Origin of the sequence: Flavobacterium urumqiense, from assembly GCF_900108015.1 — a bacterium.
Taxonomy (GTDB): Bacteria; Bacteroidota; Bacteroidia; order Flavobacteriales; family Flavobacteriaceae; genus Flavobacterium; species Flavobacterium urumqiense.
In genome coordinates this window covers 195,509-209,722 of sequence record NZ_FNVP01000006.1, presented here as the reverse complement: position 1 = coordinate 209,722, position 14,214 = coordinate 195,509, and the positions used below count along the sequence as shown (strand labels likewise).

Genomic DNA, 14,214 nt, shown 5'->3' with positions numbered 1-14,214 from the left:
AGATGTAAAGGCAGTAATGTCATAGTCGAGTAGTACTAATAACCCGTAAGCTTATGTACGCTTTTCCTCCCGCTACGGCGGGAGGAAGAAACTTTCTCAACACTTTTTATTTTCTTTATCTCAGTATGTTAAGATATTATTGCAATTTGTAATTTTTAATTTTTAATTCAAAATTATTAATTGCAAAATGATTGCCCAAAGCAATTATAACCTCTTAAGGTGGTTATTGCGGCGGGGCTCACCTCTTCCCTTCCCGAACAGAGTAGTTAAGCCCGCCTGCGCAGATGGTACTGCAGTTATGTGGGAGAGTATGTCGTCGCCTTTCTTTAATCTGAACTTGTTCAGGTTCAATTAAATCCTCATCATTCATTTGATGAGGATTTTTTTTTGTTTATAAATCAATGATTTTATTTAAAATGTCAGAAGGATCAGGTTCCAAACCAGTGGAGCAGTAAAATTTAGCATTAATATTATTTAGTCAATCCTTAAAAACAAGTTAATATATTGATTGTTAATGACTTATTAGTAAAAATTAGTTAAATGGAATGAGTTAAATTGCCAAAAAGTGTATATGTAAGTATAAAAAATTGGCAATATGTTAGGAAAAATAAGACCCAATAATCAGCAAAATTTATTAAAAACAAGGCTAGCAGACTTTATAAACCTTGGGCATCCATTGGTGAAATTGGCAAACGAGCTTTCTTGGGATAAAATTGAGCTGGCGTTCCAAAATTTATATTCGGAGCAAGGAAGATTCTCAATTCCTATTATAAAAATTGCAGGTTTATTGCTTTTAAAAAATATGTTCAAAGAGAGTAATGAGCCGGTTGTTAAGAGATGGATAGAAAATGTGGATATACTAATTTAGCAAGTAGACAGAGTTAAGATAAAAATCTTACTTTTAATAAATGAAAACAATCCGAAAAATTTATGATGTCGGTTTTAAGACAAAAGCAATCGAGTTTAGTAATGATAAATCAAACATTACTGAACTAACCAGAGAACTTGGTGTATGTGTTTGAATTCTATATAAATGGCCACAGCTATCCGAAAGTTTTGATAAAAATCAAAATTTTCCTTCCTAGGCCATATAAACAGGCTTTAAATATTTTATTATACTGAAAATAAGTCTGGTTTAAATATAATTTCAGATTCCTTCCTTATTTTTTTAGCACCCTCACTCACTTGGTTGCAAACATAACTAAGGCTCAGATAGAACACCAGACAGATTCTAATTTTTTCAACCAAATTAGTAAATGATTTTGCCTTTTTAGAGATCACTCTATTTACCAATTCGATCAGCAAATAACAGATCAAGGATACATATATTTGCGATTTAACTGCATTTTCGCTAGTTCCAACAAAGGATTTTATCTGTAGATTTTGCTTCATTGCTTTAAAAAACAACTCAATATCCCATCTTTTCTTATACAAATCTGCGACTGTTCTCGCAGACCATTCTAAATTATTGGTTATGATATGAATAACCTTATTTTCATCTTCTTTGTAAAGAGAAACAATCCTTAATTTTTGCTCATTAATCTTTGTTTTTACTGCTTTGATGCCTATTAATGTTATAATTTCATCTTTGAGAATATCTTGATCCTTCTGCTCTGGCAAGACTAATTCTTCGAGCGTTTGGTAGGTTGTATTGGTTTTGATTCGAGTGACAAAGACATTCTCTGCATGAATTCTATTTAGCATTAATGTAAAGTCAAAATAAGCTCTATCTTCTACAATTATTGTCCCTTTAGGAAAAATTAACTGACCCAAACCGTATCTGTCATGAGTTTTAGCATCTGTAATGTTTACTAAGTCTGGAATTTGAAAATGATCGTCCCAACAAGTGTGTATTTTTATGCCGCCTTTAGCTGTCCGAAACTTTGCCCAATCAAACATGTTTAAACATAAGCTGATTGTGGTGCTATCAATCAATTTAATATTTTGGTCTTTGATTTCTTCGATAATCTTACGCTGATTATCATTTTTTAGTGTCCTTTCATAATGCTTTAAAAGCCTATAATACAAGGTTTCATATACTTGCCAATTGCGTTTCTTATTACCATCACTCATGGTGGAACGTGCTGGACTTTGCACTAATCCTAAATCCCCAATAAAGATCTCGCTGACCCCGATTCCAGCGGAAATATCTCCCAAAGTATAGCATTTATTCAGCTGTCCGTAAGTTAGAGCTACAAATTGATCATAAGTCTTATACTTACTGCACCCTTTATCGCTTTTGTGTTGATTGGCACAAGATTCAAGCATCCAGCGAGGTACCAAGTCAATAATTTGGCGAATGACAGGTTTTTTGGTATTTTTGTTGCGTCTGAAGAGTCCCATTACGTATTATTTATTTTGCAAAAACAAAAATACGGGATTCTCAGACATTTTTTATTTTAGACTTTCGGATGACAGTGGAATTCTTATAAAAAAATTACTCGAACTATGTCAAGAAATGGTAATTGTTGGGATAATGTTGTAGCAGAACGTTTCTTTAAATCATCAAAAACTGAATTAATTTACGGTAACAAACTCATCTCTAAAGATCAAATGAAACTAGAAATCTTTATACACATCGAAATTTGGTATAACAAAAAACGAAGACACTCAGCTTTGAATTATAAAAATGTTGACGAATTTAATAATCAATTTAATTACAAAAATGTAGCTTAACTTAATGTCTATATTTTATTTGCATATCCACCTTTGCAATTGCTTATGGAAAATATAACATTATGAGATAAATTTGTGTCAGTAATATTTATGATTTCCTGAGCTTTATAATTTACTGAACATTTCTATTGTTTTTAAAATAGCATCGTCATAGTTTTTCCATGTAGCTTCTGACGTTAAATCGGTTGTAATAAATGTTTTATTAAATTTAGACAACAAGGTAAAATAAACATATCCCCCAATCATGAGTTGAAATGCAGAATTCAGCGAGTCATCCTTTTCGTTTATCGTAAATGTTTTTCCAACTTGGGCATTAAAATATTTGAAAAGACTTTTCGTGTCATCATTGTTTTCAAGTAGTTGCCAACGCAAAATTTCCTGCGTTAAAACATTTTCCCGAAGTTCTTTTGTTCCTTCTTTGACGAAATTTTTTAAATTTTCCAGATTATCTTTTTGTGCGTCAATGGCTAAAAGCGATTTAAAAAAATCGCCTTTTTGGGCAAAACTGAGTAGCAAACCTTTCATTCCTCCAAAATAACGATAGATAAGTGTTTTTGAAACACCGGCCTCTTTTGCAATCGCATTAATTCCAACGCCTTGTGGTCCTTTTTCCTCAAGAATGTATAAAAATGATTTGTAAATTTTTTCTTCTGTTGCAGCTCTGTCTTTTTTCATTATAAATTGTCTAAGTTTAAAACACTTCCCAAAGTGATTCCTGTTTCTTTTATTTTGGGGTAATGTTCTTTCATTAATTCAAACATAAATGGTAATGGGACTTCGTTAAAAGTTCCGTAATCCTCCAGATATTCCATGAAAACTTGATTCCCGGTTTGGTCAAATTCTTGGAATATAGAGTCGGTTTCTCCGTCAAATTCAAGGACATGAACGTTCAGTAACTCGCATAATTCCTTATTGAAGGCAGGGGTTGCTTTAATCCATTTGTGGTCCAGATAAATTTCTATGTATCCGTGCGGGACCAAAACATCTGAACCAAATTTTTCGACAATATGATCAACTGCGATGTGGTTTTTTACTTTCGCCAATCCCAATCTTGCCGGAATATGGGCCGCTCTTAGAATCGCAATCAAAATTACTACTTTGTCTATGCAGTGACCCTTTTTATGCGCTATTAATTCCGAGGCTTTCCAATCTTCATTGATTAAACTAAATCGGTAGGGATAATAGGACCAGGTATCACGAACATACAAATAGGCTTTTATGGCAAACTCTTTATTCGTTAACGCTCCCTCACTATTTAAAAAAATAACAGCGCTTTGTATTTTTTCATTTGACAAATCGAAATGAAATGTTTCTTCGGTGTATTGTTTCATATGGAATTAAAAATGTAGCCTTATGTTTATTTGCAATATTAAGACTTTAATTATTTATATTAATAATTCAAAATTAAATAAATAAAACTATATTTGTTACCGTATGGTCACATTTTTTAATATATGTTACCGTATGGTAACTTTAAATGTAAAAAATGGAAGCATATATCTATGACTCAGTGAGAACGCCAAGGGGAATTGGAAAAGGTAACGGTTCTTTAGCGCCGGTTAGCCCGGTTCAATTATTAACGACTTTGCTAAGCGCTTTAAAAGAAAGAAATAATTTAGACACTACCTTAGTTGAGGATTTAATAGTGGGCTGTGTTACCCAGATTGGCGAACAAGGGGGGAATATTGCGAAAGTTGCTGCTCAGTGTTCTAATTATGGAGACCATTTATCAGCAGTTTCTTTAAATCGGTATTGCGCATCAGGCTTAGAGGCCATTAATCAAGGGGCTGCCATGATTAAATCAGGATGGTCTAATTTAATTATTGCGGGCGGTGTAGAATCCATGTCTCGTGTACCTATGGGTTTGGATGGTTCTGCATGGTAATGGAACCCGACGCCGCTTTTGGAAAATTTGTGCCCCAAGGGATTTCTGCCGATTTGATAGCCACTAAGTTTGGCTATTCTCGAAACGATGTAGACAGCTTTGCCGTAGCTTCACAAAAACGGGCAGCCATTGCCCAACAAAACGGATTTTTTGATAAATCTATTATCCCCATAACGGATGTCAATGGTTTGATCCATTTGGCGCATGATGAATATATTAGGGAACATACCACTTTACAAATCCTATCCAACTTATCTCCAGTTTTTCAAAAGATGGGGGAAATGTTGTTTGACCAAACGGCCATCGATAAATACTTAGAGATTCAAAAAATCAATCACGTACATCATGCCGGTAATTCGTCTGGAATTGTTGATGGCGCATCATTAATGTTAATTGGTTCCAAAGAAATTGGAGAAAAACTTGGCTTGAAACCACGAGCGATAATAAAAATGGGTGCTGTAATTGGCAGCGAACCGCTAATCATGCTTGAAGGTCCAATTCCGGCCACTAAAAAAGCGTTGCGAAATGCCAATATGAGCGTTGGCGATATAGATATTTTTGAAGTTAACGAAGCTTTTGCAGTGGTTCCCTTGCGCCTGATGGATCATCTAAAGGTAGATCATTATATAGTAAATGTCAATGGAGGCGCAATTGCCATGGGCCATCCTTTAGGGGCAACAGGTTGTATGATTTTAGGAACCGCTTTGGATGAAGTGGAGCGCCAAAATAAAAGTACGGCTTTAGCAACTTTATGTGTGGGAGGCGGAATGGGGATAGCAACTATTATTGAACGTATTTAAAAAAGTATTATCCTTTAGATTGTGAAATGAGCATAACGAATATTTGATGCTAACACGAATGTTGATGTGCAAATTGCATATGATCGATTAAAAAAAGTAAATAGAAAAATATGAATGGGAAACATATAAAATATAATGTCGACAATGACGGAATTGCTTTTGTCACTTGGGATGTAGCGGATTCGCCCGTTAACGTGATGAATGAATATACGATGGCGGAGTTTTTTTCAACGATAAAAAGAGCCATAGATGACGATGCCGTAAAAGGGATTGTTATTAATTCTGCCAAAAAGGATTTTATAGCCGGTGGCGATTTAAAGTGGTTTTTAAATTATGACAAATCCAAAGAAGAATGTTTTGATATGCTGATGCAGACCAATACCAATTTGAGGGAGATGGAAAGCTGCGGCAAGCCGGTTGTGGCTGCAATAAATGGACTAGCGCTTGGTGGTGGTTGTGAAGTCGCATTGGCTTGCCATCACAGAATTATGAGCAATCATCCCAAAAGCTATATTGGATTAGTGGAATGTTCAGTGGGTCTATTTCCTGGAGCAGGAGGGACACAACGCTTTTTGAGAATGATTGGCTCCCAAAAAACGATTCAATATATCACACAATCTAAAAAATTAACAGCAGAGCAAGCATTGAAAGATGGGCTTGTCGATGCGGTTTGTACCCCACAAGAGGACATCAATTCCTTGGCTAAAAATTGGATAATAAATAAGGGAACAACGGAGCAACCTTGGGATAATAAAAAATTTAAAGTTCCAGGAACCCCATTGGGTGTAGGACAAGTCTCGGGCATCAGCGAGTTTTTTAGTGTCGCTAATGCGATGGTTTATAAAACAACGCATGGGAATTTGCCGCATATCAAAAATGTGTTAAGCGCCATTTATTACGGCGCTGCTTGTAACATCGATAAAGCGTTGGAAATCGAGGCGAGGTATTTTGTGGATACCTTATTTAGCAAGGAGACCAAAAATATAATTAGGGCTTCCTTCTTGTTTATTAACGATGCGGCCAAAGGCAAATCAAAGCCAAAAGGATACGACAATGCTTCTTTCAAAAAAGTGGGCATTATAGGGGCTGGAATGATGGGGGCAGGTATTGCTTATGTAAATGCCAAAGCCGGTATTGAGGTCGTTTTAAAAGATGTGAGTCTGTCAAAAGCACAAAATGGCAAAGACTATGTAAAAGCACAAGAACAGAAAAAGCTAGAAAACGGATTAACAACTGAAGGCAAAATAGAGGCGTTGCTTGAAAAAATTCAGCCGTCTGATTCGGATACTGATTTGGCCAGTTGTGAATTGATCATTGAAGCCGTTTTTGAAAACGAAAAACTTAAAAATCAAGTGACCTTTGAAACCGAAAAAGTGATTAAAAAAGAGGTTATTTATGCATCCAATACTTCAACGATACCCATATCGCAACTTGCCAAAGCATCGACCAATATGGATAAATTTATAGGATTGCATTTCTTTTCCCCGGTGGAAAAAATGCAGTTGGTGGAAGTTATTGTAGGTAAGGAAACAAGCGAAAAAACATTGGCAGCAGCAATTGACTATGTCACCTCAATTAGAAAAGTACCCATAATAGTAAACGATGGTCGAGGATTTTTCACGTCAAGAGTATTTGGAAAATATATAAATGAAGGAATTACAATGCTCACCGAAGGGGTACCACCCGCAGTTATTGAAAATGTGGCAAAAAAAATAGGGATGCCAGTGGGGCCTTTAGCTGTTTCAGATGAAGTTAATTTACAATTGATGCTGGCAATTATGAGCGAAGACCCAAATTTAACCACGCATGAAATTCAATTGAAAAATACATTAATTAACATTATCAAAGTTCATCGCAGAACCGGTAAAAAGGAAGGTCAAGGTTTTTATGATTATCCTAAAAATGAAAAAAAATTAATTTGGAAAGAATGGGCAACTATTTATCGACCCCAAGCCAGTTTTGATGAAGAGGAAGTGGGTAAAAGGTTGCTATTCGCCATGGTCATCGATTCATATAAGTGTTTAGACTCAGGCCTAATTCGAGAGGCTAAAGACGCTGACGTTGGTTCCATTTTGGGATTGGGTTTCCCCATTCATACCGGAGGTGTGATGTCGTACATTGACTATGTGGGAGCACCGGAGTTTGCTTTGTACAGCGAAAAATTAGCACTTAAATATGGAGAACGATTTGCCCTACCGGAAAGGTTAAAAGAGAGAATAAAAACAGCTGGAACGAATCGTGTTTTCTACAAGAATTAAAAGAGTATAAACTATAAATAATAAAACAAAATGCTTCAGAATATATTATTAGAACGTAAGATTTATGCATCAGAAGAACATAAAATGATGCAAGCAATGATTCAAGAATTCATTGCAAATGAAATTGTGGATCAAATAGATGAGTGGGAAAAAAATGGAATGGTAAGTCGTGAAATATGGAAGCGAGCCGGAGAATTGGGGTTATTGTGTTTGGATATGCCAGAACAATATGGTGGTGCAGGATTAGATTTTACATTCAATGCTTTGTTCATCGAAGAATTAGCCAAAAAAGGAATCAGTGGTCCCGGTTTTTCTTTGCATTCCGATATTGTGGCACCCTATATCTTAAAATATGGAACTGAGGCACAAAAGCAAAAGTATTTGCCCATAATGGCTAAAGGGGATTTTATTACCGCTATAGGAATGACAGAGCCTAATTGTGGAAGTGATTTGCAAGCACTTCGCACAACGGCAGAAGATAAGGGGGACCATTATTTAGTGAATGGGCAAAAAACCTTCATTACTAACGGCTTTATGTGTGATATGGCAATTGTGGCCGTAAAAACCAATCCCAAAACCGAAAATGAGGGAGTCACGCTGCTTATTATGGAGTCATCAATGGAGGGTTTCAATAAAGGAATTCCATTTAAAAAAATTGGAATGAAGTCTCAGGATACCGCAGAGTTATTCTTTGATAATGTAAAAGTGCCAAAGGAAAACCGACTTGGTGACGAAAAAATGGGGTTTAAAATCATGATGAAAGAATTGGCGCGAGAGCGACTAACAGTTGGTATTTATGCCGTTGCGGGTGCAGAAGGTGCCATCGAAAACACGGTCACTTATACAACGCAACGTACTGCTTTTAAAACACCTATTGCCGGATTTCAAAACACGCAATTTAAATTAGCGGAATGCGCCTCACAAATGCAAATACATCAGGCTTTTCTGGATCGGTGCATTGAATTAATGACGGAAGATAAATTAACAACGGAAAGTGCTTCGATGATTAAATATTCAGCGACCGACATGTGCTGTAAAGTTATTGATGAATGTTTGCAATTATTTGGAGGTTACGGTTATATGTGGGATTACCCGATTGCTCGCATGTATGCTGATAATCGTGTAGCACGAATCTATGCTGGAACCAATGAAATCATGAAAATATTAATTGCACGTGGATTGCTTAAAGATATTTTAAAATAATGAAAGAGCTATTAAAAGAATATAAAGTCATTTCAACCATTAAAGTACAATGGGGTGATATGGATGCGATGCAACACGTTAATAATGTGGTCTATGTCAAATGGGGTGAAACGGCCCGGATTGATTATTTTTTTGCCCTTGGGCTATTTTCTCCCGAAAAAAAGCAAATTAAATTCGCTCCCATTTTAGGTTTTCAATCGATTAAATATATTGTTCCTGTGATTTACCCTGACACGATTCACATTGGAACCAAAATGGAGGAAATTAAAACAGATAGGATAATACTGAAGTCATTTTATTACAGTGAAAATATGGGGAAGTTAGTGGCCATTAAAACACAGGAAATAATTCCATTTGATTACAAAAGCCAAATGAAAATCCCTGTCCCAAAAGAACTGATTATTGAAATAAATAATCTAGAAGGTCTATAATTTTTTACAATTAATAACACGTAAATTAATTTGTATGCAAGAAATTTTGCCATTACAAGGAATAAAATTTTAGACTTTAGCCGTTTATTGCCCGGTCCTCTCGGCACCCATATGCTGAGTCAGATGGGTGCCGAGATTATAAAAATTGAGAGTTCCAAACGTATGGATTACTGCTGCTTTTATCGGCCGCAAATTAATGGGGTTTCCACCTTATTTCATACATTGAATGATTGCAAAAAGCAGATAGTGGTAGATTATGAAACCCCGGAAGGTTACCAACAGATTGTGGAACAGATAAGAACAGCTGATGTATTGGTCGAACAGTTTTGTCCCGGAGCAATGGAAGGATTTAATCTGTCGTTTGAAACGGTGAAAAAAATCAACCCTAAAATAGTATATGTTTCGGTAACGGGTTATGGACAAACTGGTGATAAAAAACGCGCTGCAGGTCATGATTTAAATTCTATGGCAGAAACCGGTTTGTTGAGCATGAACAGGGATGAAAATGGAAAACTGGTAATTCCCGGATTTCAAGTAGCGGATATTGCGGGCGGTTCGTTTATGTTGGTTGCTGCCTGCAGTACTGGTTTGCTGGCAAAAAGTATACAACAAAAAGCGCAATATATCGATGTTTCCATGTATGACGCCACACTCGCCATTGGAGCAATAGCCCAGGGGATGTTGCAAGGAAATGCCGATTACGAGCAAACGCCTTTTTTAAGCGGCTATATGGTCAATTATAACATATATGAATGTGCCGATAAAAAATGGATCGCCTTAGGGGCTTTGGAACTAAAATTTTGGAACTCGTTTTTCAATATGGTGGGCCGGCCATCATGGAAAACAGCTAAAAATACGGATCTCATAATCGGTGTTTTTGACAAACAAAAACTTGAAGATTTATTTAAAACAGAAACGCGGGATGAATGGGTTAATAAATCGATAAATTTTGATGTATGTCTGACGCCTGTACCAGAGGTAAACGAAGTTTATGGTCAAAAACAAACTAAAGAAAGGGGGTTGTTTAAGGATGTTGAGATTGATGATAAAAAGATAAAAATTTATGCTAAACCCTAAAAGTTGCATTAATTAGTTGAATCTAGTTTTACAAATGAACGTTTTGTTTTAAAACATATTGACTGATAGGTTAATTGGAAACCTATTATTTTTTTATTAGAACTTGCATAGCGTAATTATAGGTGTCAAGTAAGGTAAATGATATTTTTTCACGATTTAAATATTTAAAATAGACGTATATTTTTTCTAGTGTAAGTCTTTGTGACTAAAATCTTGCTTTTGTAACCGTGAAACTATCTTTACCATCTGTTATTATAGTCATTCCCATTTTTTTTATAGAATAGCTCTTGTTTTAGTTTTGTATTTTCATTGTCTATATAGTCAATACTTAACCCATTTGCAGGAATTAACCCGTCAAGTATTTAATTTGCTCCATTTCGGGTTTTGTATGTTCTGGTTTGGGGACCACAAATTTTTTGATTCTACAGGGTTTTGATTTGTATTTTAAAGCATGAAAATTATCTTGTAATTTTGAGTTTGGTTCACAGCATTTTTTTATGGTGATTGTGTTTTCTTGGTCATCGACAATCGAAGTTGTAACTAGTTTTTGAGTATTGGATATTCTCAAAACCACTTTCCAATCGTGGTTTATTTTTTTTATTTTTAGTTGGTGTCTAATCGTGTTCACAATCCAATATCCTAAAAGACTTAAGAGCAGATCTGCCAAGGTTGCGTTGTCGTTTTTATCTTAACGCTGTCTCCTTGCTAAATTAGAATATCCACTGTTATGATGCAAGTAGAAAGGTCCTTTAAATTTAAGCGCTTACATTTTTCGAAGTCGTATTTTAATTGCGTTAAGAGAATATTAATTTATTATGTTTAAGTTTTTGTCCCGTCCTATTTTTAAACATAAAATTGTATTTTTGGGGAACTATATAAAAAATATAATATGAAAAGAATTATTTTGTTTTTGGCATTTTTTATGGCTTTAAGTATGCAAGCTCAAAAGAGACCAAAATTGGTTGTCGGTATTGTAGTGGATCAGATGAAGATGGAATATTTATATCGTTTTTCAGATGATTTTTCTGCGGATGGTTTCAAAAGATTAATGAATAAGGGTTACACATTTCACAATATGCATTATAATTATGTACCAACTTATACAGCTCCAGGCCATGCTAGTATTTATACAGGAACTACGCCATCTACACATGGAATAGTTGGAAATGATTGGTTCAACAAAGCTACAGGAAAAGATATGTATTGTACGGATGATGCATCTGTTTCAATTCTAGGTAACGGTACAGAAAAAGAGGGGGCAATGTCTCCTAAAAATTTATTAAGTACCACAATTACTGATGAGCTGCGTATGGCAACTAATTTTAAAGGTAAGGTAATTGGTATGAGTATAAAAGATCGTGGTGCTATTTTACCGGCAGGTCATTTTGCTAATTGGGCATTTTGGTATAGTAAAACGGGAGCTTTTATTTCAAGTACTTTTTATGGTTCAGCATTGCCTAATTGGGTGACGGAATTCAACGAAGATAAACGATACATGAATTACATTAATAAAGGTTGGGATTTATTGAAGCCGATAGCCACTTACAACGAAAGTCTTCCTGATGACAATCCGTATGAAGGTAAATTAGATAAAGCTAAGGCACCCGTTTTTCCATATGATTTAAGTAAGATGTATCAAGAAAAAGGAGCAGATGTTTTGAGAACTACACCTTTTGGTAATGATATTTTGGCAGAATTAGCTATGAAAGCTATAGAAAAAGAAGAATTAGGAAAAGATGATATTACAGATTTTTTGACGGTTAGTTTTTCTTCAACGGATTATGTAGGACATACTTTTGGACCGCGTTCTGTGGAGTTACAAGACACTTATTTACGGTTAGATCAAACGATTGCTCAGTTTTTAAACTATTTAGATAAAACCGTTGGAAAGGATAATTACTTGCTTTTTCTGACTGCTGATCACGCTGGAGCTGAGAATCCTAATTATTTAAAAGATAACAAATACAATGTAAAAAACATTCCTTCGAAAGACATTGTTGAGGCATTAAAAAAACATTCAAATGAAACCTTTGGTTCAGATTTGATATTAGATTATTCTAACTTTAATCTTTTTTTCAATAAAGAAATTATCAAACAGAAAGGATTAGAATTGGCGAAAGTGAAACAAAGTTTTAAGGACTTTTTGATGACACAAGAACAAGTTAAAAGAGTGTACACTGAAGAGGAAATTTTAGCTTCATCAGGAGATGATTATTTTTTAAGTTTCATTTCTAAGGGTTATGATCCTAAACAAAATGGCGATATTGTTATACTTGATAAAGCAGGTTATATGCAATATCAAGCTACAGGAACTACACATGGTTCACCTAATAGTTATGATACCCATGTGCCTTTACTTTTTTATGGATGGCAAGTTCCAAAAGGAGAATTACACACTAAAAAATACATTACCCAAATTGCACCAACGCTTTCACAAATGTTGAAAATTCCATTTCCAAATGGGACAGAGTCCGAAGTGTTGGAAACTCTTTTAGATAAAAAATAAAAATTGGTTTTATTTATTTTTGAACAAAAAAAATCCCGTCTCCTTAAAAGTGAGGCGGGATTTGTATTTTAAACTGTTGGTATTGCTACGGGTAACGGAATTTGATTTTTAAGTAAATCTTCAAAGGTTTCATGTGCTCTGATTAAATGCCCTTCACCGTTCATCCACAATACTTCGGCTGGTTTGTATCTTGAATTATAATTAGATGCCATAGAAAAGCAATACGCTCCTGCATTTCTAAAACATAAAATATCACCTTCTTTTATTTCGGAGATTCTTCTGTTATTTGCAAAAGTATCCGTTTCACAAATATATCCAACAACGGAATAGAATCGTTCTTTTCCTTTTGGGTGTGAAATATTTTCAATATGATGTTGTGAACCATAAAACATTGGTCGTATTAAGTGATTAAAACCACTATCGATTCCTGCAAAAACAGTTGATGTTGTTTGTTTTACTACATTAACTTTTGCTAAAAAGAAACCAGCTTCGCTCACTAAAAATTTCCCAGGTTCAAATATTAATGTTAATTCTTTACCGTATTCGACACAAAAGGCATTGAATCTTTTTGAAAGTTTTTTACCTAATTCTTCAATATCGGTTTCTATGTCATCTTTTTTATACGGTACTTTAAATCCACTTCCAAAGTCTAAAAATTCTAGATTTTTAAAGTTTTTTGCAGCGTCGAATAATATTTCTGCAGCATATAAAAACACTTCGATGTCAAGAATATCAGAACCAGTATGCATGTGTATCCCTACAATATTCATTTTTGTATTTTCAACAATGCGAACTAAATGCGGTAATTGATGAACAGAAATCCCAAATTTACTATCGATATGACCAACAGATATATTAGCATTTCCACCTGCCATTACATGTGGATTTATTCTAATGCATACAGGAACGTCTGGATATTTTGTTCCGAACTGTTCTAATATTGACAAATTGTCAATATTTATTTGAACTCCCATGGCATTAACTTCTTCAATTTCTTCTAAGGAGACTCCATTTGGAGTGTAAAATATCTTTTCTGGCTCATAACCGGCATGAAGTCCCAACATTACTTCTTGAATAGATACAGTGTCTAAACCAGACCCCATTTCTTTTAGTAATTGAAGTATAGCGACATTTGACAAAGCCTTCATCGCGTAATTAATGCGCAACTTATTAACCTTAGAAAAAGCTTTTGATAATCTGTTATATTGAGATTGTATTTTTTCGGCATCATAAACGTATAATGGATTTCCGAATTGTTCCGCTAATTGTAGTAAGTCTTTTGATTGCATTTTGATTCTATTTTTATGCAAATTTATTATTCTTTATCAACACAAGCAAATAAAAACATTGAATATAACAAATTGTAACAAAATGTTGT

At 34.8% G+C, this 14,214-nt stretch carries 14 protein-coding genes and 1 rRNA gene; 10 read left to right on the top strand and 5 right to left on the bottom strand.

The window, feature by feature from the left end:
* Nucleotides 1–215 precede the first annotated feature (215 nt).
* Nucleotides 216–325: ribosomal RNA gene (rrf, locus tag C4S35_RS09390) — 5S ribosomal RNA — on the top strand.
* 270 nt (nt 326–595) lie between these two features.
* On the top strand, nt 596–868 hold the full coding sequence (locus C4S35_RS09385) for a transposase (RefSeq protein WP_103999925.1): 273 nt from the start codon (nt 596–598) through the stop codon (nt 866–868).
* A 245-nt stretch (nt 869–1,113) separates the two neighbouring features.
* Here C4S35_RS09385 and C4S35_RS09380 read toward each other — a convergent pair whose 3' ends face one another.
* The gene (locus C4S35_RS09380) at nt 1,114–2,343 is read right to left on the bottom strand and encodes an IS4 family transposase (protein ID WP_103999924.1); all 1,230 of its coding nucleotides are present in this window, start codon (nt 2,341–2,343) and stop codon (nt 1,114–1,116) included.
* A 93-nt stretch (nt 2,344–2,436) separates the two neighbouring features.
* Between C4S35_RS09380 and C4S35_RS09375 the strand changes: the two genes are divergently transcribed.
* Nucleotides 2,437–2,676, top strand: a complete 240-nt coding sequence (locus C4S35_RS09375) for an integrase core domain-containing protein (protein ID WP_279627790.1) — start codon at nt 2,437–2,439, stop codon at nt 2,674–2,676.
* A 105-nt stretch (nt 2,677–2,781) separates the two neighbouring features.
* Here the strand turns inward: C4S35_RS09375 and C4S35_RS09370 are convergent, their stop codons facing one another.
* The gene (locus C4S35_RS09370) at nt 2,782–3,351 is read right to left on the bottom strand and encodes a TetR/AcrR family transcriptional regulator (RefSeq protein WP_103999922.1); all 570 of its coding nucleotides are present in this window, start codon (nt 3,349–3,351) and stop codon (nt 2,782–2,784) included.
* The gene (locus C4S35_RS09365; RefSeq protein WP_103999921.1) at nt 3,351–4,007 is read right to left on the bottom strand and encodes a transglutaminase-like domain-containing protein; all 657 of its coding nucleotides are present in this window, start codon (nt 4,005–4,007) and stop codon (nt 3,351–3,353) included. The genes C4S35_RS09370 and C4S35_RS09365 overlap by 1 nt, the downstream gene beginning before the upstream one ends.
* A 155-nt stretch (nt 4,008–4,162) precedes the next feature.
* Here C4S35_RS09365 and C4S35_RS16195 point away from each other — a divergent pair, with 155 nt between their 5' ends.
* The 6 genes from C4S35_RS16195 to C4S35_RS09340 all read left to right on the top strand — a co-directional run bounded on the left by C4S35_RS16195 (nt 4,163) and on the right by C4S35_RS09340 (nt 10,330).
* A complete protein-coding gene (locus C4S35_RS16195) occupies nt 4,163–4,561 on the top strand; it encodes a thiolase family protein (protein ID WP_279627788.1) in 399 nt (132 codons plus the stop codon).
* Entirely contained in the window at nt 4,561–5,361 is an 801-nt protein-coding gene (locus C4S35_RS09360) for an acetyl-CoA C-acyltransferase (RefSeq protein WP_279627787.1), read from the top strand. The genes C4S35_RS16195 and C4S35_RS09360 overlap by 1 nt, the downstream gene beginning before the upstream one ends.
* A 110-nt stretch (nt 5,362–5,471) precedes the next feature.
* Nucleotides 5,472–7,619, top strand: a complete 2,148-nt coding sequence (locus C4S35_RS09355) for a 3-hydroxyacyl-CoA dehydrogenase NAD-binding domain-containing protein (RefSeq protein WP_103999920.1) — start codon at nt 5,472–5,474, stop codon at nt 7,617–7,619.
* Between the two features lie 30 nt (nt 7,620–7,649).
* Nucleotides 7,650–8,822, top strand: coding sequence for an acyl-CoA dehydrogenase family protein (locus C4S35_RS09350; RefSeq protein ID WP_103999919.1), 1,173 nt, complete (start codon nt 7,650–7,652; stop codon nt 8,820–8,822).
* Nucleotides 8,822–9,253 (top strand): acyl-CoA thioesterase, encoded by a 432-nt coding sequence (locus C4S35_RS09345; protein ID WP_103999918.1) that lies wholly within the window; start codon nt 8,822–8,824, stop codon nt 9,251–9,253. The genes C4S35_RS09350 and C4S35_RS09345 overlap by 1 nt, the downstream gene beginning before the upstream one ends.
* Nucleotides 9,254–9,283: 30 nt before the next feature.
* Nucleotides 9,284–10,330 carry a CaiB/BaiF CoA transferase family protein gene (locus C4S35_RS09340; RefSeq protein WP_159916703.1) on the top strand — a complete coding sequence of 349 codons (1,047 nt, stop codon included), beginning with the start codon at nt 9,284–9,286 and terminating at the stop codon, nt 10,328–10,330.
* A 346-nt stretch (nt 10,331–10,676) separates the two neighbouring features.
* Here the strand turns inward: C4S35_RS09340 and C4S35_RS09335 are convergent, their stop codons facing one another.
* Entirely contained in the window at nt 10,677–10,997 is a 321-nt protein-coding gene (locus C4S35_RS09335) for a hypothetical protein (protein ID WP_146059532.1), read from the bottom strand.
* A gap of 222 nt (nt 10,998–11,219) precedes the next feature.
* Here C4S35_RS09335 and pafA point away from each other — a divergent pair, with 222 nt between their 5' ends.
* Nucleotides 11,220–12,836, top strand: coding sequence for an alkaline phosphatase PafA (pafA, locus tag C4S35_RS09330; RefSeq protein ID WP_103999915.1), 1,617 nt, complete (start codon nt 11,220–11,222; stop codon nt 12,834–12,836).
* 68 nt (nt 12,837–12,904) lie between these two features.
* Here pafA and lysA read toward each other — a convergent pair whose 3' ends face one another.
* Nucleotides 12,905–14,131 carry a diaminopimelate decarboxylase gene (lysA, locus tag C4S35_RS09325; protein WP_279627789.1) on the bottom strand — a complete coding sequence of 409 codons (1,227 nt, stop codon included), beginning with the start codon at nt 14,129–14,131 and terminating at the stop codon, nt 12,905–12,907.
* Nucleotides 14,132–14,214: the final 83 nt, after the last annotated feature.